General features: G+C 75.1%; 17 protein-coding genes. 10 read left to right on the forward strand and 7 right to left on the reverse strand.

The genetic code is table 11. From position 1 onward, the window contains the following. Positions 1-152 precede the first annotated feature (152 nt). The 3 genes from ACH4T9_RS15385 (at position 153) to ACH4T9_RS15395 (ending at position 3248) form a co-directional block, all read left to right on the forward strand. On the forward strand, positions 153-1274 hold the full coding sequence (locus tag ACH4T9_RS15385; protein ID WP_396672763.1) for an aromatic acid exporter family protein: 1122 nt from the start codon (positions 153-155) through the stop codon (positions 1272-1274). A gap of 150 nt (positions 1275-1424) precedes the next feature. Then, positions 1425-2675, forward strand: coding sequence for an MFS transporter (locus ACH4T9_RS15390; protein ID WP_396672762.1), 1251 nt, complete (start codon positions 1425-1427; stop codon positions 2673-2675). A 237-nt stretch (positions 2676-2912) separates the two neighbouring features. Beyond that, positions 2913-3248 carry a hypothetical protein gene (locus tag ACH4T9_RS15395; RefSeq protein ID WP_396672761.1) on the forward strand — a complete coding sequence of 112 codons (336 nt, stop codon included), beginning with the start codon at positions 2913-2915 and terminating at the stop codon, positions 3246-3248. Between the two features lie 43 nt (positions 3249-3291). Here the strand turns inward: ACH4T9_RS15395 and crcB are convergent, their stop codons facing one another. The 3 genes from crcB to ACH4T9_RS15410 form a co-directional block, all read right to left on the reverse strand. Further along, positions 3292-3654, reverse strand: coding sequence for a fluoride efflux transporter CrcB (crcB, locus tag ACH4T9_RS15400; protein WP_396672760.1), 363 nt, complete (start codon positions 3652-3654; stop codon positions 3292-3294). After that, positions 3651-4220, reverse strand: a complete 570-nt coding sequence (locus ACH4T9_RS15405) for a CrcB family protein (protein ID WP_396672759.1) — start codon at positions 4218-4220, stop codon at positions 3651-3653. The genes crcB and ACH4T9_RS15405 overlap by 4 nt, the downstream gene beginning before the upstream one ends. A 149-nt stretch (positions 4221-4369) precedes the next feature. Further along, the gene (locus ACH4T9_RS15410) at positions 4370-5152 is read right to left on the reverse strand and encodes a class I SAM-dependent methyltransferase (protein ID WP_396672758.1); all 783 of its coding nucleotides are present in this window, start codon (positions 5150-5152) and stop codon (positions 4370-4372) included. Positions 5153-5472: 320 nt separating this feature from the next. Here ACH4T9_RS15410 and ACH4T9_RS15415 point away from each other — a divergent pair, with 320 nt between their 5' ends. After that, positions 5473-6444, forward strand: coding sequence for a zinc-binding dehydrogenase (locus tag ACH4T9_RS15415; protein ID WP_396672757.1), 972 nt, complete (start codon positions 5473-5475; stop codon positions 6442-6444). A 49-nt stretch (positions 6445-6493) separates the two neighbouring features. Here the strand turns inward: ACH4T9_RS15415 and ACH4T9_RS15420 are convergent, their stop codons facing one another. Then, positions 6494-7663 carry a hypothetical protein gene (locus ACH4T9_RS15420; protein WP_396672756.1) on the reverse strand — a complete coding sequence of 390 codons (1170 nt, stop codon included), beginning with the start codon at positions 7661-7663 and terminating at the stop codon, positions 6494-6496. A 206-nt stretch (positions 7664-7869) separates the two neighbouring features. Here ACH4T9_RS15420 and ACH4T9_RS15425 point away from each other — a divergent pair, with 206 nt between their 5' ends. Continuing rightward, positions 7870-8436, forward strand: coding sequence for a dienelactone hydrolase family protein (locus tag ACH4T9_RS15425; RefSeq protein ID WP_396672755.1), 567 nt, complete (start codon positions 7870-7872; stop codon positions 8434-8436). 44 nt (positions 8437-8480) lie between these two features. On the opposite strand, the gene ACH4T9_RS15430 is transcribed toward ACH4T9_RS15425, so the two are convergent. Then, positions 8481-11252, reverse strand: coding sequence for an AAA family ATPase (locus ACH4T9_RS15430; RefSeq protein WP_396672754.1), 2772 nt, complete (start codon positions 11250-11252; stop codon positions 8481-8483). A gap of 188 nt (positions 11253-11440) precedes the next feature. Between ACH4T9_RS15430 and ACH4T9_RS15435 the strand changes: the two genes are divergently transcribed. From ACH4T9_RS15435 to ACH4T9_RS15450, 4 genes are all read left to right on the forward strand, one after another. Then, positions 11441-14371, forward strand: coding sequence for a helix-turn-helix transcriptional regulator (locus tag ACH4T9_RS15435; RefSeq protein ID WP_396672753.1), 2931 nt, complete (start codon positions 11441-11443; stop codon positions 14369-14371). 124 nt (positions 14372-14495) lie between these two features. Then, positions 14496-15266, forward strand: a complete 771-nt coding sequence (locus tag ACH4T9_RS15440) for a DUF5995 family protein (protein WP_396672752.1) — start codon at positions 14496-14498, stop codon at positions 15264-15266. 504 nt (positions 15267-15770) lie between these two features. After that, the gene (locus tag ACH4T9_RS15445; protein WP_396672751.1) at positions 15771-17906 is read left to right on the forward strand and encodes an amino acid transporter; all 2136 of its coding nucleotides are present in this window, start codon (positions 15771-15773) and stop codon (positions 17904-17906) included. 256 nt (positions 17907-18162) lie between these two features. Continuing rightward, on the forward strand, positions 18163-18768 hold the full coding sequence (locus ACH4T9_RS15450; protein WP_396672750.1) for a hypothetical protein: 606 nt from the start codon (positions 18163-18165) through the stop codon (positions 18766-18768). 286 nt (positions 18769-19054) lie between these two features. Here ACH4T9_RS15450 and ACH4T9_RS15455 read toward each other — a convergent pair whose 3' ends face one another. Continuing rightward, entirely contained in the window at positions 19055-19564 is a 510-nt protein-coding gene (locus ACH4T9_RS15455) for a MarR family winged helix-turn-helix transcriptional regulator (protein ID WP_396672749.1), read from the reverse strand. 97 nt (positions 19565-19661) lie between these two features. Here ACH4T9_RS15455 and ACH4T9_RS15460 point away from each other — a divergent pair, with 97 nt between their 5' ends. Next, positions 19662-21179 (forward strand): MFS transporter, encoded by a 1518-nt coding sequence (locus tag ACH4T9_RS15460; protein WP_396672748.1) that lies wholly within the window; start codon positions 19662-19664, stop codon positions 21177-21179. 280 nt (positions 21180-21459) lie between these two features. Here the strand turns inward: ACH4T9_RS15460 and ACH4T9_RS15465 are convergent, their stop codons facing one another. Further along, positions 21460-21669, reverse strand: a complete 210-nt coding sequence (locus tag ACH4T9_RS15465) for a hypothetical protein (protein ID WP_350888920.1) — start codon at positions 21667-21669, stop codon at positions 21460-21462. Between the last annotated feature and the right edge of the window lie 311 nt (positions 21670-21980).

The following is a 21980-nucleotide window of genomic DNA, read 5'->3' on the forward strand; positions in this document are numbered from 1 at the left end:
GGCGCAGCGCTGCCTCCCCGGTCCGGCCGGCGCCGCCCCGGACCGGGCGGGCCGTCACCCGGGCAGCCCGCGACGGCGGCCCTGGCCGGGCCGCCGCGCCCGCCGGGAAGCACCACGGGTGGGGCTGCGGCGCGACGGTGGAGGAGACGGCGATGGTCCGGTGGGGCTGGTTCCGGCAGGCGGCCGGCCGGTTGCGGCGGGGCTGGGTGGTGGTGGCGGAGGGCACCCTGGCGGCCACCGTGTCCTGGCTGCTGGCGAGCTGGCTGCTGGGGCACTCGCGGCCGTTCTTCGCCCCGGCCGCCGCGCTGGTCGTCCTCGGTCAGGCCCGGGGGCACCGGACGCGCCGGGCGCTGGAGGTGCTGTTCGGTGTCGCCGCCGGCGTGCTCGTCGCCGACGTGCTGGTGCGGGCCCTCGGCCCCGGCAGGAGCTGGACCGTCTTCGTCGTCATCCTGATCACCATCGTGCTGGCCGTGGCGTTCGGCGCGGGGAGCGTCACCGTGGAGCAGGCCGCCGTCTCGGCCCTCTACGTGGTGGTGGTCTCCCCGCCCACCGAGTCGCTGGTGCCGTTCCGCTTCGTCGACGCGCTGATCGGCGGCGCGGTGGCCCTCGTCGCCAGCCAACTCGTCGGTGCCCGGCACCCGCTCGTCCCGCTGGCCGCCGAGTTCCGGCGGACCTTCGGCGACCTCGCCGGGCTGCTCGGCGAGGTCGCCGACGCGCTCGACGCCCACGACGAGGCCGCCGCCCTGGCCACCTTCGACCGGGCCCGGGGGATGGACGCCGCGGTGGAGCGGCTGCGCGCCGGGGTGCGCGCCGCCGGCGAGGCGCTGACCCTGCGGGTGCGCCGCCGCGGGAGCATCAGCCGGCTGCGCTCGGTCGACGCGTCCATCGGGCAGATCGACTCCGTCGTGCACAACGTGCGGGTCCTGGCCCGGGCCGGGGTGAACCTCACCCGGCTGCCCACCCCCGCCCCCGACGGCCTCGGTGCCACGATCCGGTCCATGGCCGACGCGGTGCACGCCGCCGGGGAGGCGTTGGCCGCCGACCTGGACGGCCGGGAGGACGCCGCCGACGGGGACGCCGCCCGCGCCGAGACCGCCGCGCTGGAGGCGGTCCGGGGCGCCGGCCGGCTGTTCACCCCGGGCGGCACCCTGCCGCTGGCCATGATCGTCGGGCATCTGCGGATCACCGCCATCGACCTGCTGCGGGGGATCGGGGCGGACGACCACGCCACCCTCGGCCGGATCGACGAGGCGCTCGGCGTCCCGGCGGTGTGACCCCCGCGTCGGCCCGGGCGGGTCGCACGTCCCCACCGCCGTCCGGTCCGCCGGTCCGGATGCGGGTAAGGGCCGGGCCGGTGGTCGGTGCTGTCGCATCGGAGTGTCCAATGGTGGGACCAGATTGCCCCGCCGGAGAGGAACCACCCCGTGAGCAGGACCGCCGACACCTCGACCGCCGATCGGGGGAACGCGCCGGCCGGCGTACCACGCGCGGTCCTGGCCGCCCGCAACGGCGTGGCGGCCGTGTTCGCCCTCAACGGCCTCGCGGTCGCCTCCTGGTTCTCCCGGGTGCCGGCGGTCCGCGAGGCGCTGGGCCTCAGCGCCGGGCAGCTCGGGCTGCTGTTGCTCGCCATGTCCGTGGGCGCGCTGCTGGCGATGCCGACCGCCGGGCTGGTCACCCAGCGCCTCGGCGCGGCCCGCACGGTGGCGGCCAGCGTCCTGCTGGTGGCGGGCGGCATGACGGTGGCCGGGATGTCCGCCGGGTTCGCCGGGTTCCTGCCCGGCGTCGCCGTCGGCCTGTTCCTGTTCGGCTACGGCTCCGGCACCTGCGACGTGGCGATGAACATCGAGGGGGCGGCCGTCGAACGGCGGCTGGGCCGGACGATCCTGCCCCGGTTCCACGCCGCGTGGAGCCTCGGCTCGGTGGCCGGCGCGGGACTCGGCGCGGCGGCGGCCCGGTTCGGGGTGCCGATCGCCGCGCACCTGACCGTGCTGGCGGTGGTCGTGCTCGCCGGCACGCTGCTCGGGGCCCGGTCCTTCCTGGCGGCCGACGGGGCCGACCCGGGGTCCGCCCGCGACGCCGCCGCCGCGCGCCGCGGCTCGCTGCTCGCCGCCTGGCGGGAGCCGCGCACCCTGCTCATCGGCCTGCTGGTGCTGGTGATGGCGTTCACCGAGGGCAGCGCCAACGACTGGCTCGCGGTGGCGTTCGTCGACGGGTACGGGCTGAGCGAGGCCGCCGGCGCCGCCGTCTTCGGCGTCTTCGTGGTCGGCATGACCGTCGGCCGCACCGCCGGCACGGTGGCGCTCGACCGTTGGGGCCGCGTGCCGGTGCTGCTCGGCACGATCCTGTGCGCCGGGGTCGGCGCCACCCTCGCGGTGCTGGCCGGCTCCGGGCCGGTCGCGATCGCCGGGGTCGCGCTGTGGGGGCTCGGCGCGTCGCTCGGCTTCCCGGTGGGGCTGAGCGCCGCCGCGGACGACGAGGACCGGGCGCCGGCCCGGGTCAGCGTCGTCGGGGTGATCGGCTACTCCGCGTTCCTCGGCGGTCCGCCGCTGCTGGGCCTGCTCGGCGACGAGGTGGGCACGCTGCGCGCCCTGATCGTGGTGCCGCTCCTGCTGCTGCCGGCCCTGGCCCTGGTCCCGGTGATCCGGCCGCTGGCCGGCTCCCGGCTCACCCGCTGACCCACCCCGCTCGGCGCCCCGGGGGGTGCCGAGCCACCGCCCCGGCCGCCGGAGGTCGTCGGGTCCGTCGGGCCGCCGCCGGACCGTGACGCTGGGCGCCGGCGCGCGTACGGCCCGCTGGGTGCCGGCGCGCGTACGGCCCGCCGGTCCTGTGGTCAGGTTCCTCTCACCCCGCGCCCAGCAGGATGCCAGGCGAGGGTGCTCCACTGGGTGGGACGCCGAGGAGAGGAGCCGGGCATGGGCTGGTTCAGCCGGCGACAGCGCGCCGTCGACGGGATCCCGACGAAACTCGACCGGGAGGCGACGCCCGACGACCTCGCCGCCCTGGTGGCGTTCGTGGCCAGCCGCCGGGGTGTGGAGTTCTACCTCGAGCCGGAGACCACCGCGACCGACACCACCGTGGTGGCGATCGCCCACGACGGGGAGTGGATCCGGCGGCGGACCGGTTCGCCCCGGGCCGCCGCGAAGATCGCCCAACGGCACGCGGTGCCCCTGTACGAGGCCGCGCGCACCGGGTACCCGGAGCGGATGCGGGCCTGGAACCGGGCGCACCCGGAGCGCCGGGCGCGCTGACCCCGGGCAGACGGCGTCGCCCGCACGAGCCCCCGGGACCGGGTCACCCGCTCAGCGCGCGGGTCACCGCGTAGCCGAGCGACGCCGCGGCCAGCCCGGCGGCCACGCTGGTCAGCGCATTGGCCAGGGCGGTCCACGGGGCCCCGCCGCGGGCCAGCCGCAGCGTCTCGTAACCGAAGGTCGAGTAGGTGGTCAGCGCGCCGCAGAAGCCGGTGCCGAGCAGCGCGGCGACGGCCGGCCCGACCGGCGCGGCGACCAGGGCTCCGAGCAGCAGGGAGCCGAGCACGTTCACGGTCAGGGTGCCCCACGGGAACGACGAGCGGTGCCGGGACTGCACGGCCCGGTCGGTGAGGTAGCGCAGCGGCGCCCCGACGGCCGCGCCGAGGGCGATCAGCAGGATCGTCACCGGGCCTCCCGATCCTCGTCGGCCCGGCCGCCCGCGCCCGGCCCGTCCGCCGCCCGGAAACCGCCCGCGTCCGGCCGCCCGCCGCCCGCCGCTGCCGGCCGGGCCGCGCGGCGCAGGAACCGGCCGGCAGCGGCGTCGCCGAGCCACACCGCGACCAGCGCCCCCACCAGGGTGGCGACCAGGTACGCCAGCGCGGTGCCGGCCGCCCCGGCGGCCACCGCCAGCCGCACGTCCACCGCGTACGTGGAGAAGGTGGTGAACCCGCCCAGCACGCCGACGCCGAGGAAGGGCCGGGTGAGCGGCCGGGTCCGCCCGGCGGCGACCATCGCCATCAGCGCCCCGATCAGCAGGCATCCGGTCACGTTGACGGCGAACGTCGCCCACGGGAAGCCGGTGGGCCGGTGCGGGACGGCGGCTTGGAGCCCAGCGCGGGCCAGCGCACCGAGGACACCTCCGGCCGCGATCACGCCGAGCACCGCCGCCGGACGCGCCCGCAGTTCGCCCCGGTCCCCGGGGACGCGCAGGTCGACGTCGGGGTCGACCCGGCGCGGGTCCGCTCCGGTCACCTCGCCCTCCCACCGCAGGTCCGCCGCCGGCGGGAATCCGTCGACGCGCGTCCTCGCGGCTGTCCGGCGGCGGCGCCCTCGTGTCTTCGCCGAGGACGAGCCTACCGCCGGTAAGCCCTCGGCCACCGCGACGCAGGCGGCGGGTCCGGTCAGCGGACGGCGGCCACCGCCGCGTCGGCGCCGCCCCGCCACAGCGTGCCGACCTCGGTGAAGCCGGCGGCGGCCAGCGTGTCGAGGTGCCAGGAGACCGGCGGGTTCCACTCGGGACTGTGCCCGGTCGGGTAGATCTCGTGGCGCCGCGCGACCAGCGGGCCGAGCGCCGGGTCCGCGCCGGCCCGCTCCCACCAGTCGGGCCAGGACAGGGCCGCCCCGGCGGCGTACCGGGCGGCCCGGCGCTCGCGGGCCCGGGCGGTCAGCCTGTCGGTCAGCCCCGGCAGCGCGTCGTCGGGCATCCGGTCGGCGTTGACGAGGAGACCCCCCGGACGTAGCAGGCCCCGGATCTCACCGTAGAGGGCGGTGAGCCGGTCGGCCGGCAGCCAGTGCAGGGCGGTGGCGGTGAGCACCGCGTCGTAGTCGCGGTGCGGCAGCCGATCGGCCCAGTCGGGGCGGCCCAGGTCGGCGACCAGCACGGTGGCCCGGTCGCGCAGCGACGCGTCGGCCAGGGCCAGCAACGCCGGGTCGAGGTCGACCAGGGTCACCTCGGCCCGGGGGAAGCGGGCCAGGGCCCGCAGGGAGATGGTGCCGGTGCCCCCGGCGAGGTCGAGCAGGCGGGGGGCGTCCCCGTCGACGACCGCGTCGACGGCGTCGAGCATGGCGGCGAAGCGCGCCTCCCGGTCCGGCATGAACGCCTCCTGCTGCCGGTCCCAGCTTTCCTGCCAGGCCGTCGCCGTATCGGCGAGCGGATCGGCCGCCTCGGTGATGTAAGGAGTCATGGCGGTTAGGTTAGTTACGTCGCCGGCTCAGGTCCAGACCTTGTTGCAAGCTATTGGCAATTACCGGATAATGGCAGTGCGATGATCGCCGGATGGCCGGCGTGGGCGTCCCGGGCGGTGGTGGTTCCATCCCCGCCCGGGAGGTCGCCCCCCTCTCGCCCGGCCCCGTCGCCTCCGTCGCCCGTCCCGCCAGGCTGCCCCTTCTGGCGGCGGCTCGACCCCGGGAACCCGTGACCCACGTCGCTTCCGATGGTGGTTGACCTCAACGCCGCTTCATCTCCGAGCCTGGGCGGTGAGAGCGAGCCACACGGAGGTACGGCATGAGAGTGATCGAGGTGACCCGGTTCGGTGGACCGGAGGTGCTGGCGCTGACCGAGGTGCCGGACCCGTCGCCGGGCCCGGGCGAGGCGGTGGTCGAGGTGGCCTACGCGAACGTGCTGTGGATCGACACGGCGATCCGTGCGGGCCTGGCCGGGGCGTGGTTCCCGGACCGGCCCCCGTACCGGCCCGGCTCGGGGGTGGCCGGGACGGTCGCCACGGTGGGTGCCGGCGTCGATCCCGCCTGGGTCGGCCGGCGGGTGGTCACGCAAACCGGACCGGGGGGCGGTTACCTGGACCGGGCCCTGGCACCGGTCGACAACCTCGTCGCCGTGCCCCCGACGGTGTCGCTGCGGGACGCTGCCGCCCTGCTGACCGACGGACTCACCGCGTTCGCCGTGCTTGACCTGGTCGGCGGCGTCCGGGCCGGCGAGCGGGTGCTGGTCACGGCCGCCGCCGGGGGAGCGGGCGCGGTGCTGCTCCAGGCGGCACAAGCCGGGGGCGCCCGGGTGGTCGGTGCGGCGCGCGGCGCGACCAAGCGGGACGCGCTGCGCCGGCTCGGCGCCGAGGACATCGTGGACTACTCGGCCCCGGACTGGACCGATCGGGTACGCGCCGTCCTCGGCGGCGTCGACGTCCTCCTCGACGGCGCCGGCGGGGCGTACGGCCGGGCCGCGTTCGACCTGGTCGTGCCCGGCGGCCGGACGTGCGCGTACGGCGCTCCGGCCGGTGGCTTCGCCGTGCCGGACCCCGCGTCGGCCCGTGACCGGGGCGTGGCGGTCACCGGCATCGGGGACCTGCGGGCCCTCACGGCGCAGGCCCGACGGCACCACCTGCTGGCGGCGCTGGACGCCGTCGCGACCGGCCGGGTGGCGCCGTTGGTGGGGCAGACGTTCCCGCTCGACCGCGCCGCCGACGCGCACCGGGCCATCGAGAACCGGGAGACGGTCGGCAAGACGCTGCTTTCCGTCTGACCCGGACGGACCAGGACCGGCCGGTGACCGGCACCCGGCCGGCCACCGGTCAGCGGCCCGGGTCGGCCGGGGCCGGCGGGACGGGGTCGGCGACCACCGGGGTCGCACCGGCCGGCCCGGCCGGGGCCGGGATCCGGGCCGGGCCGGCCGGGCCGACCGGGTCCGGTGTCGGGGCCGGCCGGGCCGCCAGGCCGCCGAGCAGGGCGCCGAGGAGCGCGGCGAGGGTGACGACGCCGGTGGTCACCTCCGGCGTCCAGCCGATCCCGGCGGCCAGCGCGAGCCCCGCCAGGTGCCCGGCGACCACCAGCCCGGCGAGCAGGGCACCGGCGATCGGCAGTCGCAGTGCGGCGTCCCGCCCACGGATCGCGTCCAGCCGGAGCAGCAGCACATCGGCGAGGCCGGCGCCGCAGACCGCCCCGAGGGCGGCCCACGCCTGCGGTATCGGGAACTCGTGCATCACCATGTCGAACAGCGCCACCCCGGCCGCCAGGGCGGCGGCCGCCCCCGGGGTGGCGCGCCTCCGGTGGGCGAGCAGGAACGGCCCGACCAGCACCAGCGTGGTTATCAGGTACGCGTCGACGCCGAGGATCGCCGCCTGCTGCGTCCCGACGGCGCCGATCGCGCGGGTCGGCGCCAGGGTGAGGAACGCCGACGCGTAGGTGAGCAGGATCGACGGCGCCATCACGCCCAAGGCCAGGGACGCCACTCCCGTCGCCGATCGTCCGCCGCGCTCCCCGCTGGCCCACCAGGACCGCAACGGGCTGGTCAGCAGCAGCACCGCCGACGCGGCCAGCAGCAGGTGGCTAGGGCTGAACTCTGCGTCCAGGCCCACCTCCACCCCGAGGATCTCGTGCCAGGCCATGTCGGCCAGGCCGGCGAGCAGGAAGGCCCCCGCCCCGATCGCCCCGACCCGGTAACCGGCCGGGAAGGCGTCCCGCCACCACCGGGGTGCCGCGTCGCGCCGCTGGTACGCCAGCCAGAACGTCCACGCCGCGGTGGCGACGAAGCCCGCGTAGAGCAGGCCGTGCCACGGGGTGAAGAACCCCTCGATGGTCTCGACGATGTTGCTGTGCGCCCAGCCGTCGGACATCGCCCCGGCCGTCAGGCACGCGCCGAACAGGACGGTGACCAGGTCCTCCCGGCGGGTGGCCGGCGGCACCCGGGGGACGGCCGCAGGGGTGGACGGGGATGCCTCGTGGCGGACTCCGCTGCTCGTCATCGGTGGCCCTCTCAAAGGTTGGCGACTCGATGTCATTGTGCGACTCCGTTGTGTGATGAGGCGGGATGGTCGGGGTGCCCGCGCCGGGCGGGTCGCCTAGCCCACCTGGTGGAACAACCGGTGCGGGTGCCGTACGCAGGTCTGCGGGCACCGGCGGGTTCCGCCCACCGTCGGCGGATGTCGGACCCCCGCGCCACGATGGCGGGATGAGTCAGATCGCGTTGTTCCACTCCGTCTACGGCCTGCGCCCGGCCGTGCTCGCCGCCGCCGACCGGCTCCGCGCGGCCGGGCACCAGGTCGTCACCCCCGACCTGTACGGGGAGCCCGCCGCCGACACCGTCGAGGCGGGGTTCGCCCTGCTCGACAAGATCGGCAAGCGGACCGTGCTCGACCGGGCCCGGGCCGCCGTGGCCGACCTGCCGCCCGACACGGTCCTGGCCGGCTTCTCCTTCGGCGTCTGGGTGGCCGCCGAACTGCTCGCCGAGCGCCCCGACGCCGCCGCCCTGCTCCTGCTGCATGGCATCGCCGGCCCGCCGGAAACGGTCCGGCCGGGCCTGCCGGTGCAACTGCACCTCGCCGACCCCGACGAGTACGAGCCGCAGGACGAGGTCGACGCGTGGCAGCGGGCGATGACCGCCGCGGGCGCCGACCTGTCGGTGTTCCGCTACCCGGGCCCGGGTCACCTCTTCACCGACGCGGATGTCCCTGATCACGCCCCGGCCGCCGCCGAGCTGACCTGGGAACGCGTGCTCGCCTTCCTCGACGGCCGCTGACCCGCACGCCCGGCTGACCCGCCCCGCTCAGTCGGTGTCGGTTGTCAGGCGGCCACGGCCAGCCGGGCCGCGCCGGTCCCGGTGGCCGGGCGGTCGGCCTCCGTCAGGCCCGTCGCCCCGACCGCCACGGTCCGGCCCACCGTCCGGCCCACCGTCCGAACCGCCACCGCCCGGCGCGTCGTCGCCCGGCCCGTCCAGGGTCGGGCCGTCGTGCCGGGGCGCGCCCCGGCTGCCGTCGCCGTGCCGGCTGCGGTCCGGCCGGCCGACGTGCGCTCGGGGGCGACCGGCGCCGCCGACGCGACCGTCGCCGTGCCGCCCGGTGTCGGCCGGCCGCCCGGTCTGGCCCCGCTTCCGTCGGTGCTCCCCGTCGGGGCCACCGACCTGACCGCCCCGTCGGGTGCCGGTGGCGGCGCTGCCCACTCGCGTAGGCGGACGACCGGCGCCCATCGGGCATCGGGCCAGGCGGCGCCGTCGGGCCCGGGTCGGGCCGCCCCGCTGTCTCCCGGCCCGCGCCGGATCTCCCACGCCGGCCGGCCGGCCGGCCTCGCAGGGCCGCCCGACGGGCGGAGATCGGGTGCGGAAGGACGGGCGACCGCGAGCCACAGGGCCCCCGCCGTTGCGGGCGGAACGGCGGTCGTTGGGCGTGGGCCCTCGGCCGGAACGGCGGTCGTGGGGCGTGGGCCCCCGGCCGGAACGGCGGTCGTGGGGCGTGGGCCCCCGGGTGGAACGTCGGGCGTGGGGCGTGGCGCACCCAGGGCCGGACCGGCGGGCGTGGGGCGGGCAGGCACGGCGGGGCCGGGCAGCGCGGTCAGGGCCCGCCGGGTGGCCGGCGACCGCCCCGTCCGCACCGACGGGCCACCCCGAGGGCGGGGCGGGGGCGCGTCGATCGGGTGACGCGGGTCCGCGCCGGTCGGTCGCGCCGGGTATCCCTGGGTCCTGCTGGCCGGTCGCGCCGGGTCCGCCGGGTAGCGCAGGGTCGTGCCGGTCGGTCGCGCCGGGTCCGCCGGGTGACCCAGGGCGGCGCTGATCGGCAGCGCCGGGTGACTGAGGGCAGCGCTGATCGGCGGCGTCGCCAGGTGCGGGCCGGCCGGGGCGCTCAGGTCGGCCCGCCGGGCGATCTCGGTCCGTACCGACCGGGGCAGCCGGTCGTGCGCGACCCGGCGCAGCGCCGGATCGGCGACGCGGTAGCCGTCCCGGGCCACGCGCCGCAGCAGGCCGCGGCCGGCGAGCCGGCGCAGGACCGGCTCGGCCCGCCCCGGCGCCCAGCCGAACGCCCGGTCCACCGTCGCGGCGGGGACCGACGGCCCGAGCGCGGCGACCACCATCGTCGCGGCGCGCTCCGCGCCGCCGCAGGCGTCCAGCCGGGCGGCGGCGCTCGCGCGTACCCGGTCTGGCAGCGCCGCCGCCGGGTCCGCCCCCTCGGGGATCCGCCGCGCGTACGCCTCGGCGGTCCCGGGCAGGCCGCCGACCAGGGGCAGCAGCCGCGCCGCCAGCGCCGTTGGCTGACCGGCCCGGGCGAGCAGTTGACGCAGCAGCCGTCCGGTCTCCACCTGGGACAGGGGCGGCAGTGGCACCTCGGCCCGCCGGACGTCCGGCGCCGGCCGGGTGTCGGCCCACTCCGGACGGTGGGTGGTCACCACCGCCAGCGGCAGCCGCCGCACGACGGCCGCCGCGATCAGGCCGCGCAGGAACCGGGTCACCGCCGGGGCGGCGCGGTCCAGGTCGTCCACCGCCACCACCAGGGGCTGGACGGCGGCCTGACGCAGCAGCAGCCGCTGCCAGACCACCGCGCCGGCCGGGAACGATCCGTCCAGCAGCCCTTCCAGGGCGACGGCCGTGGACAGCGCCCGGACCGGCGGCACCAGGCCGTCCGTCGCCGCCAGCAGCCGACGGCGGACGGTCGCCGGTGGGTCCTCGGCGCGTACGTCGGCGAACGCGCGCAGCAGGTCGGCCACGGGTCCCACCGGCCGCTCCGGGAACGGCGGGCAGGCGGCCACGCACCAGCGCACCGGGGTCCCGTCGGAGGCGTCGACGGCCCGGCGCAGCTCGTGCACCATCCGGCTGCGCCCGCTGCCGGCCGGGCCGACCAGCGACACCCAGCGGGGGCTGTGCTCGCGTACCGCCCGCAACACCTGGTCCCGCGCGTCTGCCAGCTGGCGGCGGCGGCCGACCAGCCGGCCGTGGTGGCCGGTCGGCTCGGGGCGGGCCACGCCGGCGGCGATCGAGACGTCCATCGGCAGTGGCTTGCCGGCGACGGTCAGCGGGGGGAGCGCGCGGTGGACGACCAGGGCGGCGGTGGCACGGCGGGTGGCCGCGCAGACGACGACGGCGCCGGGCGGGGCGTGCTGCTGCAGGCGGGCGGCGGCGGTGATCACCGCACCACTGGCCACGCCGTGCGCACCGTCGCGCAACGCGGCGACGTCCACCAGCGCCTCGCCGGTGGCAACCCCGACCCGGGTACGCAGGGCTGCCGCGCCGGGCAGCGCCCGCCCGTCCAGCGCGCGCTGGATCTCCAGCCCGGCTCGCACCGCCCGGTACGCGTCGAAGCCGTCGGACTCCCGGGCCCCGAACAGGGCCATCACGGCGTCGCCGACGTACTTCTCGACCACGCCGCCCCACCGGACCAGCACCCCGGCGACGGTGTCGAAGTACGCGCGTTGCAGCGCCCGGACATCCTCCGGGTCGAGCCGGTCGACCAGCGCGGTCGAGCCGACGATGTCGGCGAAGAGCACGCTGACCGTCCGCCGCTCCTCGGGAACGGGCCAGTCCGCCGGTGCCGTGACCTGCGTTTTCGTGACGATCGTGGACATGGGCATCGCACCGTCCTTTCCCCCCGTTGGTGCCTGACGACCTCAGGAGACTCCCACCACCGGCAGGTCAGGGGATCGGCAGAACGACGTATGTCGGCCACCCGCAACCATTAGTCGTAATGTCGACGCGAGGCGTACCAGTGGCCGTAAAGACTTGTAGAACGGCCCGGGGACCTGTGACTAGGCTGCGAGCCATGGCCAGCGATGTGGACACCGCACCGCTCGTCGGCCGTGCCGGCCAGGTGGCGACGCTGCGGTCCGCGCTGCTCGACGACGTCGGGCCGGGACAGACGGCGGCGGTCTTCCTCACGGGCGAGAGCGGGGTGGGCAAGACCCGGCTGCTGCGTGAGGTGGGCGACGGGCTGCGCGCGGCCGGCGCGCTGGTGCTCACCGGCGGGTGCCTCGACATCGGGGACGCCTCCCCGCTGCACCCCCTGTTGCAGGCGTTGCGCCGGTTCGACGCGGACCTGACCGCCTCGCACGCCCGCACCTCGTCGGCGGTTCGCGGGCTGTTGCGGATGTTCGCCGAGGAGACCGGCGGCCCGGACGGCGCGGGGGCCCTGCTGGAGCGGGTCTCCCGGGGGCTGAACCTGGTGGCCCAGGGCCGGCCGCTGGTGCTCGTGCTCGACGACCTGCAGTGGGTCGACCGGAGCACCCGGCAGCTGCTGCTCTACCTGCTCGCCGGCCTGGGCGACCTGCAACTGTCGGTGCTGGCGGCGGTGCGGTCCGAGTCGTTGCAGGGCGCGCACCCGCTGCGCCGGGTGCTCACCGAGCTGCGCCGGCTGCGGTCGGTGCGGGTGCTCGACCTGGCCCCGCTGGACCGGGCGGACACCCAGCGTTTGGCGGCGGAGATCGTGGGCGGGCCGTTGGGCGTGGAGACGGCGGAGTCGGTGTGGCAGCGCAGCGGCGGAAACCCGTTCGTGGTCGAGGAACTGGCGCGGGACCTGCGTGACGGCCGGGACGGGTTGTCGGACACCGTGCGGGAGGTGTTCCTGGCCCGGGTGAACGCACTGCCCGAGCCCGCGCACGCGGTGGTGCACGCGGTGGCGGCCGGGGTGGAGCCGGTGGCGCACTGGCTGCTGGCCGAGGTGACCCGGCTGCCGGAGCAGGAGCTGATCGACGCGGTCCGGGCCGCGGTGGCGCACCGGCTGCTGGTCAGCGACGGCGACGGGTACCGGCTGCGGCACCGGCTCGTCGCCGAGGTGCTCGCCCATGAGCTGCTGCCCGCCGAGCGGTCGGCCCTGCACCGCCGGTACGCGGAGGCGCTGACCGCGGCCCCGGCGGAGCTGCACCAGGCCCGGCTGGCACACCACTGGCGGCTGGCCGGCGAGCCCGCCCGCGCTCTGCCGGCAGCGGTGTCCGCCGCCGAGGAGGCCGAGCGGCTGCACGGCTACGCCGAGGCCCACCGGCACTGGACGGTGGCCCTCCAGCTGGCCGGCGTCCAGCCCACCGGGATGTCCCCGCCGGACGGTGGCGTCGTCGACCGCGCGGACCTGCTGCGGCACGCCGCCGAGGCGGCGCACCACTGCGGCGAGCACGCCCGGGCGCTGGCCCTGCTCGAGGAACTGGCCACCACCACCGCCGACGGCGCTGCCCCGGCCTGCGCGCTGCACATCCGGCGGGCCCGGTACCTGGCCGCCGCCGGCCGGTCCGCCCCTGCGGAGGCGGAGTACCGGCGGGCCCTCGCGGCGGCCGACTGCACCTCCCGGGAGCGGGCCACCGCAGCCGCGCACCTGGCCGAGCTGTTGCTGCACCTGGGCCGGTACGCCGACGCCGGCGACCGGGCCCGGGAGGCCCTGGCGCTGGCCGCCGAGGTGGACGGGTCCGTCTCCGAGGTCGTCCTGGCCAGCATGGCGCTGGGGTTCAGCGAGGCGTACCTGGAGGACCCGGACACCGGGCTGGCGGTCATGCGGGAGGCCCTGGACACCGCCGAGCGGGCCGGGCGGCCCGAGGATGTGGCGTGCGCCTACCTGCACCTGGCGGAGCTGCTCACCGGGCCGCTGAACATCCTGGAGGAGGGTGTCGTGGTGGCCCGCCGGGGCGCCGAGCGGGTCGCCGAGTTGGGGCTGGGCCGCACCTACGAGACCCGGCTGCTGGCCATCGCCACCAACGGGCTGTTCCGGGTGGGGCAGTGGGCCGAGGCGGAGAAGGTGGTCGCGGCGGCGCTGCGGCACCGCCCCTCCGGCGCGGACGCCGTGGAACTGCTGCTGGCCCGCTGCCGCCTCTCGGTGGGTTACGGCGACATCGAGGCCGCCGACCGGGACCTGGAGGCCGTCGCCACGGTGCTGGCAGGCGGCGGCGCCCGGCACGTCCTCCCGCTGCTCACCCTGCGCGCCGGCCTGGCGATGTGGCAGGGCCGGCACGACCTGGCCCGCCAGGCGGTGCAGCGAGGGCTGACCGAGAGCCGTTCCGACGACGTGGGCATCCTCGCCGCGCTGGTCTGGCACGGGCTGCGGGCCGAGGCCGAGGCGTACGGGTCCCGCACGGTGCCGGTCGACCGGACGGCGGTACGCCGGCTGCGCGAGGTGGCCGAGCGGGTGGCCCGCAAGAGCGAGCACGCCGTCCGCTCCGTGCGGGAGGTGGTCGACGGCTTCCTGGCACTGTGCGACGCCGAGCTCAGCCGCCTCGACGGGAGCAGCGACCCCGAGCTGTGGGCGCGCTCGGTGAGCGAGTGGGAGCGGCGCCACCACCCGTACCCGGCGGCGTACTCGCGGCTGCGGCAGGCCGAAGCGCTGCTGGCCCGGCGCAGCCGCACGGCGACCGCCGGCAAGCTGCTGCGCGAGGCGTACCAGGTGGCGCAGCAGCTCGGCGCGGTGCCGCTGAGCACCGAGATCCGTACCCTGGCCGGCCGGGCCCGGGTGCAGCTGGAGGAGCACGGCGCGCCGGTCGAGGGCCGGCCCCCGGCCGGCGCCGAGCCGGCCAGCGACGAGCTGGCGATGCTCACCGCCCGGGAGCGTGAGGTGCTCGCCGCGGTGGCGGAGGGGCTGACCAACAAGGAGATCGGCCAGCGGCTGTTCATCAGCGAGCGGACCATCGGCGTGCACGTCTCGCACATCTTCGACAAGCTTCAGGTCCGCACCCGGGTGCAGGCCAGCGCGATCTTCCTGCGTAACCGTTCCGAGTAGGCGCCGACGTACGTCGGTCGGCTGCTTATACGTCGTTCTACTGATCCGCCGCACGGCCCGTGGCTGGAAGGCTGTGCTCAGATGACGGCGGCACGGGGGTGCCTCGGACCACAGTGGAGGAGCAATGCGCGAACCGGTCTGGGGCCCTGTTCACCAGGACATCGTCGGCCTGCTGGCCGACCACCCGGCGGACGTGCCTGCGGTGGTCGACCACCTCACCAAGCTCCAGGACATGCTGGTCCGGCTGCCTCCGCTGGAGCGCAGCTGCCCCCTGGCGGACTTCAACGAGCTCTACCTGACCATCACCACCAGCGTGCTCAACGGCCTGTACGACGATCGCTTCGCCGACCCGGTCTTCCTGGCCCGGCTCGACGTGGAGTTCGCCGCCCGCTACTTCGACGCGCTGCGCTACTGGACCGAGTCGAGCCCGGTCACGCCGCGGGCCTGGTCGTGCCTGTTCCGGCGGATGCGTGGCCCGGACGCCCGGCCGCTCCCCTCGGCCGCGGCCGGGGTGAACGCGCACATCAACTACGACCTGCCGTTCGCGTTGGTGACCACGTTCGACAGCCTGGAGTCCGAGCCGGTCGACGGCAGCGACCAGCACCACGACTACCTGGAGATCAATCAGATCTTCGCGGAGCGGATCCCGGAGCTGCGCCGCGGCTACCTGGACAACTGGCAGCTCATGATCGACATGCTCAACGGTGACATCGACGACTGGTACCAGGGCGAGCTGGTGGAGTACACCCGGAACGTGGCCTGGCGCAACGCGCAGAAGATCTGGCGCTGCCGGCACGATCCGGATGCCCGCGAGTGTGAGCGCGAACGGCTGGACGACAACGCCGCCGCGCTCGGCCGGCTGCTGCTGTCGCCCCTCGGGGCGTTCCTGCAGTGAGCCGGGACGGGGGGTCCCCGCGCTACCGGGGGGAGCGCGGGGGCATCCCCCTGTCTCGGGCAGGACGGCCGGATGACGATCGGCGACCCTGGACGCGCACCGGGACGCCTGGTCGGCCGCGCTGAGCTGAGCCTCGCGCGCGCCACCCCCGCCGGGCCGAGCTCACCTACCGCCACCGAGCCACCGCGCCACCCCTGCTTCCCGCGCTGCTCCCCGTCACCGCCTGCCCCGTCGCCGCGTGGCCCGTCACCGCCTGCCCCGTCGCCGCGTGGCCCGTCACCGCCTGCCCCGTCGCCGCGTGGCCCGTCGCCGCCTGCCCCGTCGCCGCGTGGCCGTCGCCGCGTGGCCCGTCACCGCCTGCCCCGTCGTCGCGTGGCCCGCTTCGCCGGTCTCGGTACCCCTGCCGGGTCCGGCGCCCATTCCGCCGGCCTTCCTCACCGTTCCGGCGGGCGACGCCGTCGGCACCGCCTACCGTCGGAGCAGGGCGTGAAGGGGTGGCGTGGCATGGCGGAGCGGCGGGACGGTGCGCGGCCGAGGCGGCCCCGGGAGCGGCGGGTGCGGGTCTCGCGGGACCCGGGCCCGGAGGAGCGGCCTACCGAGGATCCGAGCCCGGCCGAGCGGGCCGCCCGCGACCCGCGCCTGGGCGGACGCGGCGGCCCCGGCCCGGCGGCGATCCCGGAGTGCGTCGAGCGTCCCGGCCCCCGGGACGAGCCCGTGGGCCGGCTGCGCCGCTGGCTGTTCCAGCACCGGGTGCAGCCGGTCGGGCCGGAGGCCGGGGAGGCGCAGGCGAAGACCCACCCCTGGTGGCAGGTGATGTGCCTGACCGGGGTGGACTACTTCTCCACCCTGTCGTACCTCCCCGGCATCGCCGCGCTCGCCGCCGGGGCGCTGTCCCCGCTGGCGACGCTGCTGATCGTGGCGCTGACCCTGTTCGGGATGCTGCCGATGTACCGGCGGGTCGCCGGGGAGAGCCCGCACGGGCAGGGCTCGGTGGCGATGCTGGAGCGGCTGCTGCCGTTCTGGCGCGGCAAGATCTTCGTCCTCGTCCTGCTCGGCTTCGTCGCCACCTCGTGGATCATCACGATCACCCTGTCGGCCGCCGACGCCACCGTCCACCTGCTGGAGAACCCGTACCTGCCGTCGTCCTCCCCGCACGGCGAACTCGTGGCGGTGGCGGTGACCGTGGTGCTGCTGCTCGTGCTGGGCGGGGTGTTCCTGATGGGGTTCAGCGAGGCGGTGACCGTGGCCATCCCGCTGGTCGCGGTCTTCCTCGCACTGAACGCGGTGATCGTGGCGGCGGGGCTGGCGCAGATCGCCGCCGACCCGGGCACGGTGGGCGACTGGTCCGCCGCGCTGACCGCCGGCGGCACCGGGATCGCCGACGTGGTCGGCCCGGCGGCGCTGGCCTTCCCGCTGCTGGTGCTGGGGCTCTCCGGCTTCGAGACCGGGGTGAGCATGATGCCGCTGGTGCGCGGGAACGGCCCGGACGCCGCCGGACGGCTGGCCGCTCGGATCCGCAACACCCGCCGGCTGCTCACCACCGCCGCGCTGATCATGTCGGTGTACCTGGTCGGCACCACCTTCGTCACCACCGTGCTGATCCCGGCGCGGGAGTTCCAGCCGGGCGGCGCGGCCAACGGCCGGGCGCTGGCCTGGCTGGCCCACGAGCGCCTCGGCGAGGGGTTCGGCACCGTCTACGACGTCAGCAGCGTGCTGATCCTCTGGTTCGCCGGCGCCTCCGCGATGGCCGGTCTGATCAACATCGTGCCGCGCTACCTGCCCACGTACGGGATGGCCCCGGAGTGGGGGCGGGCGGTGCGCCCGGTGGTGATCGTCTACACGCTGATCAGCATCGCCATCACCGTCGCCTTCCGCGCCGACGTCACCGCCCAGGCCGGCGCGTACGCCACCGGCATCCTGGCGATGATGGTCTCCGGCGCGGTGGCGGTGACCGCCTCGGCGGTCACCGCCCGCCAGCGGTCCGCCGCGGCCGGCTTCGCCGTGCTCACGGCGGTGCTGCTCTACGCCCTGGCCGAGAACGTGATCGAGAAGCCGGACGGGATCGCCATCTCCGGCATGTTCGTGGCCGGCATCATCGCCGTCTCGCTGATCTCCCGGGTCACCCGCACCACCGAGCTGCGTGCCGAGCGGATCGAGTTCGACGACGACGCCCGCCGGTTCGTCGCCGAGTCCCTGGCCCACGACGGCCGGTTGCACCTGATCGCCAACAAGCGTGACAGCGGCACGGTCGAGGAGTACCGGGTCAAGGAGCGCGCACAGCGTGGTATGAACCCGGTCCCGGGTGCCGCCGACGTGCTGTTTCTGGAGATCGACGTGGTCGACCCGTCGGAGTTCAGCCGGGTGTTGCGGGTGCGCGGCGTGGAGGCCGGCGGGTTCCGGGTGCTGCGGGCGGCGAGCCCGGCCGTGCCGAACGCGATCGCCGCGATCCTGCTCGCGTTGCGCGACGCCACCGGGGTACGCCCGCACGCCCACTTCGAGTGGTCCGAGGGCAATCCCATCGCCCACCTGCTGCGGTACCTGATCCTCGGCCGGGGCGACACCCCGCCCGTGGTGCGGGAGATCATCCGCAAGTCCGAGCCGGACCCGTCCCGCCGTCCGGGCATCCACGTCGGCGGCTGACGGCGGGGCGGCGAACCGCCGTCGGAGAACCACCGTGTGGCACGGCCGCCCTGTCCCGTCGGACAGTTCCGAGCAGTTCCAGCACGCGCTCCTGACAGGCCGCCAGGGTCGTTCCCTCCGAATCTGTCGAAAGGCCGTCCTCGTCGTTCGGGCCGAGCATCGCGTCGAGCTTTGTCTCCAGGTGTCGAACGGAGTCCGGTTGCCTTGCGTGGCCTGCTGGTTTTCACGGTGGCGGTCGGGTCATACCGTCACGGGCATGCGATCGGACCCCACGCTGGTCGATGGCCAGCTGACAGTGGCAGCAAATGACGGACACGAGGGCCCACTCGCTGAGTTCTCCGCGCTTCGGCAGGAGATTCAGGAGCGCGTCAAGGCGCAGCAGCAATTGCTCCCCTTGCAGCTCACCGTCTCCGCAGCGATCTTTGGTTTCGCCATCTCCCGCCCCGGGATGACCGCTCTCCTGCTGATCATGCCGTTCACGTCGTACCTGCTGTGTGGGCGCTTGGTCGCCCAGAACTTCGGCACGCTGCGGATAGCCGAGTACATCACGGATGAGCTCAGCGGGCGTGTTCCGGGCGGCCTTGGCTGGGAAGTGTGGCTTCGACAGCGGCAGCCACGCAGTCCACATTTCCTGGGTTCTGCCCTGCCGCTGCTGCTCACCTTCGTTGCGACGAGCGTGTTCGCACTGGGCTGGACCATCGGGTACGTCTTTCTCCGTGACGGCGTCGAGGTGGCACCCCGGATCGGCCTCGCAGTGGTCTGGGCCCTCGGCACGGCGGCCGCCATCTTCTCCACCATGCTCGTGCTTCAGGTGGCCGGCCGGCTGCCCGTGCGGAGTTGGGAGCAGACCGGTTTGTCCTAACGGCCCGTCCGCAGTTTCCAGCCCAAAAACAACTCGCTAGGAACTGAGGGTTGATCAAGCTCTGCAACGAGCTATAGCGTCCCGTCCGTTTGGTGATGGTCGATGCCCAGGTGGTGGGTTCGTGGCGACCCAGGATGTGTTCTCGGCGGAGGAACCGGCGCGGCTTCGGGGCTTCCCGGACCACACTCATGCCGGCGCCTCGCCCTCACCGGGGCCCCAAGAGGATGAGCGGGTGAGGGGAAGCTGGCTGGGCGGCGGGGAGTAAGCCGGTCAGGGAGTTCGTCCATCAGGGGGTGCGGAGGGAGCGTGGTGGCACCGGGTCCTGTTCCGTGAGGTGGCTGTCCATGGTGGTGTTCAGGTCGGCCATGAACGCTTCGACCTGTTCCAGGAACTGGGGCGGATAGGGTGACATTGCGGCGTCGAGGCGGTGGGCGAGCGGGCCGAAGAACTCGTCCGCCCGTTCCTGGATGTGCCCGCCGCTGCGCAGCGTGATGATGCGCCGGTCGGAGTGCTCGCGGGCGCGGGTGATGTGCCCGGCCGATTCGAGACGGTTCAGCAGTGCGGTGGTGGCCGGCGTGGACAGGGAGATTCGCTCGCTCAGCCGCGCCGGTGACAGGGGGGTGCCGCGCTCCTCGGCGGCGGCGATCTCCAGGACCGCGGTCGCATCCGTGGAGTGCAGGCCCAGCCAGGCGGCGAAGCGCCGGCTGAGCTCGGCATAGTGGCCGCCGTAGATCCTCAGCGACTCCATCAGCCGTTCACGCTGCTCCGGGACACCGTTGCGTACTGCTTCCTCCATGCCTCCGCCCTTCTCTCCTGTCACGCGGTCCGCACGGCCATCCCGCTTTGACAACCTACCCGCCGCCACTTTACCTTTATGATGGAACTATTTCACCATGGAGGCGTCTGACGTGCGTGACCCGTCCCCCACCCTCGACGAGACGACCGAGCCCTACCGGTGGCGATGGCTGATCCTGGCAGTGATGATCGTCGCGGAGATCATGGATCTCCTGGACGCCTCGATCGTCAACGTCGCCGGACCGGACTTGGAGCAGTCCCTCGGTGCCGGGTCCGTCGGACTGCAATGGGTGATCGGCGGCTACGCCCTCACCCTGGGCGCCGGGCTTGTGCTCGGCGGCCGGCTCGGCGACCGCTACGGCCGGCGCCGGATGTTCCTGATCGGCCTTGCGGCCTTCACCGCGACCTCGCTGCTGTGCGCGGTCGCGCCGAACATCGAGTCGCTGATCGCCTTGCGCCTGCTACAGGGCACCGCCGGAGCGATGCTGCTGCCCCAGGGCCTGGGTCTGCTGCGGGAGAACTTCTCCGGCCCCGAGCTCACCAAGGTCTTCGCGATCTTCGGACCCGTCCTCGGTCTGGGCGGCATCATCGGCCCGGTCCTGGGCGGCTTCCTCATCGAGGGTGACTTCTTCGGCCTGGGCTGGCGGTCGGTATTCCTGATCAACCTGCCCATCGGCATCGCGGCACTGATCGTCGCCGCGAAGTTCGTGCCCAAGAAGGCGGGCGACCACACGGTACAGGTCGACATGGCCGGTGCCGCCCTGGTCGTGATCTCCTGCGCTCTGCTGGTGCTGCCGCTGAACCAGGGGCAGGAGAACGGCTGGCCGCTGTGGACGTGGCTGTCCATGGCCGCCTCGGTGATCGGTTTCGCTCTCTTCGCCCTCCAGCAGCGCCGCATGGCCGCCGCAGGCCGCGAGCCGCTGGTGACCCCGGGCCTGCTGCGCAAGCCGGCCTTCACCGTCGGGCTCGGCGGCATCGCCCTGTTCTTCGGCGGGCTCATCGGCACCCAGCTCGTGCTGACCCTGTTCCTCCAGATCGGCCAGCACTTCGCCGCCGGTGAGGCGGGACTGGGCAACCTGCCCCTCGCGGTGGGAACTGCGATCGGCGGCGCGGTCAGCGGCGCGTTCCTAGCGGACAAGATCGGCCGCAAGGTGCTGCAGATCGGACCGCTGGTCCAGCTGGCCGGCGCGGCCGTGCTGTGGTTCGAGCTCGACGGCCTTGATGCCGCCTCGTTCTCGATCTGGGACATCGTTCCCGGCGTGACGGTGGCGGGCGTCGGTGCCGGCATGGTGATCGCCGTCCTGTTCAGCTTCATCCTGGCGGCGGTCGACGACGACGAGATCGGATCCGCCTCCGGTGTCCTGTCGGCGGTCCAGGCGGTCGGCGGTTCCATCGGCGTCGCGGTCTTCGGCTCGGTGTTCTTCGCCCAGGCCAAGACCGGTGACTTCACCGGCGGCTTCCACCGTGCGCTGATCGTCCAGGCGTGCCTGCTGGTGGTCTTCCTCGCGATCACCTTCCTGCTGCCCAAGAAGGGCCGCCCCGAAGAAGAGCAGCACGGCATCACCCCCGAGGCAACTTCCGACGGCTCCGGCACCAAGCAGCACCTCACCGTGTGAGCCCCGGCCGGGGACCGTGCACGACAAGCGGCCCCCGGCCGGCCCTGACGGACCGCGCACAGGGCCGCCCTTGATGCGAGTGAAGGCGCTTGAGGACTAACGTTCGGGAAAGTCACGCCAAGGGTGATCTTCGAGCTAGCCCCCTAGGACGCTTTGGCCGAGGTGTCCCGCCCGACCAGGGGGACACCTCGGCCCCCGTTCCGCGAGGGCGGGACCGGAGCGGGCGGGCATACCACGGCCCGCGCCCCCGGGGCGGGGCGCGGGCCGTGGCGAGCGGGTCTTACTTGGACGGCTCGGGAAGGTCGCAGTCGACCTTCGGGTTGGCGCCGATGTAGTTCAGCGGACCGGCCACGATGGTCACCAGGATGGTGCCCGCCTCGGCGCAGTTCGTGTCGTCGCCCTTGTAGTAGCCACGCTGGCCTGCGGCGATCGCGCCGATGACGAGCCAGATGACAAGGATGATTCCCAAAATCGACGGGCCACGCCGCATGGCTTCCTCCCGGGTTGTGGTAGGTCGAGGTGGCCCCGTTGTACCCATCCACGGCGATCGGCTAAACGGCGTCCGGGCCGAGCGGGCGGGACGGTTGTCCGATTTCAGTCATAGCCCGGGTGGGCTGCCCGGCTGCCCGAGCGCCGGCGGGAAGCGCCCCGAGGGCGGCGGTGAGCAGGGCCGGTAGGCCGTCGGGGCGGAACTGTGATACCCCGGGCGGACAACCCCGCGCCCCAGGTCGGCCCGGCCGACCGGGAACAACGCCGGACGCCCGGACCGACCGTCGTCGTCCGGGCCTGCGTGGACCGTCA

This window comes from Micromonospora sp. NPDC020750, from assembly GCF_044334565.1.
Taxonomy (GTDB): domain Bacteria; phylum Actinomycetota; class Actinomycetes; order Mycobacteriales; family Micromonosporaceae; genus Micromonospora.

Coding starts and splice junctions, on each gene's coding strand:
- ACH4T9_RS15385 (WP_396672763.1), top strand. CDS start 153: ATGGTCCGGTGGGGCTGGTTCCGGCAGGCGGCCGGCCGGTTGCGGCGG.
- ACH4T9_RS15395 (WP_396672761.1), top strand. CDS start 2,913: ATGGGCTGGTTCAGCCGGCGACAGCGCGCCGTCGACGGGATCCCGACG.
- ACH4T9_RS15410 (WP_396672758.1), bottom strand. CDS start 5,152: ATGACTCCTTACATCACCGAGGCGGCCGATCCGCTCGCCGATACGGCG.
- ACH4T9_RS15415 (WP_396672757.1), top strand. CDS start 5,473: ATGAGAGTGATCGAGGTGACCCGGTTCGGTGGACCGGAGGTGCTGGCG.
- ACH4T9_RS15420 (WP_396672756.1), bottom strand. CDS start 7,663: ATGACGAGCAGCGGAGTCCGCCACGAGGCATCCCCGTCCACCCCTGCG.
- ACH4T9_RS15425 (WP_396672755.1), top strand. CDS start 7,870: ATGAGTCAGATCGCGTTGTTCCACTCCGTCTACGGCCTGCGCCCGGCC.
- ACH4T9_RS15430 (WP_396672754.1), bottom strand. CDS start 11,252: ATGCCCATGTCCACGATCGTCACGAAAACGCAGGTCACGGCACCGGCG.
- ACH4T9_RS15435 (WP_396672753.1), top strand. CDS start 11,441: ATGGCCAGCGATGTGGACACCGCACCGCTCGTCGGCCGTGCCGGCCAG.
- ACH4T9_RS15440 (WP_396672752.1), top strand. CDS start 14,496: ATGCGCGAACCGGTCTGGGGCCCTGTTCACCAGGACATCGTCGGCCTG.
- ACH4T9_RS15445 (WP_396672751.1), top strand. CDS start 15,771: ATGGCGGAGCGGCGGGACGGTGCGCGGCCGAGGCGGCCCCGGGAGCGG.
- ACH4T9_RS15450 (WP_396672750.1), top strand. CDS start 18,163: ATGCGATCGGACCCCACGCTGGTCGATGGCCAGCTGACAGTGGCAGCA.
- ACH4T9_RS15455 (WP_396672749.1), bottom strand. CDS start 19,564: ATGGAGGAAGCAGTACGCAACGGTGTCCCGGAGCAGCGTGAACGGCTG.
- ACH4T9_RS15460 (WP_396672748.1), top strand. CDS start 19,662: ATGGAGGCGTCTGACGTGCGTGACCCGTCCCCCACCCTCGACGAGACG.
- ACH4T9_RS15465 (WP_350888920.1), bottom strand. CDS start 21,669: ATGCGGCGTGGCCCGTCGATTTTGGGAATCATCCTTGTCATCTGGCTC.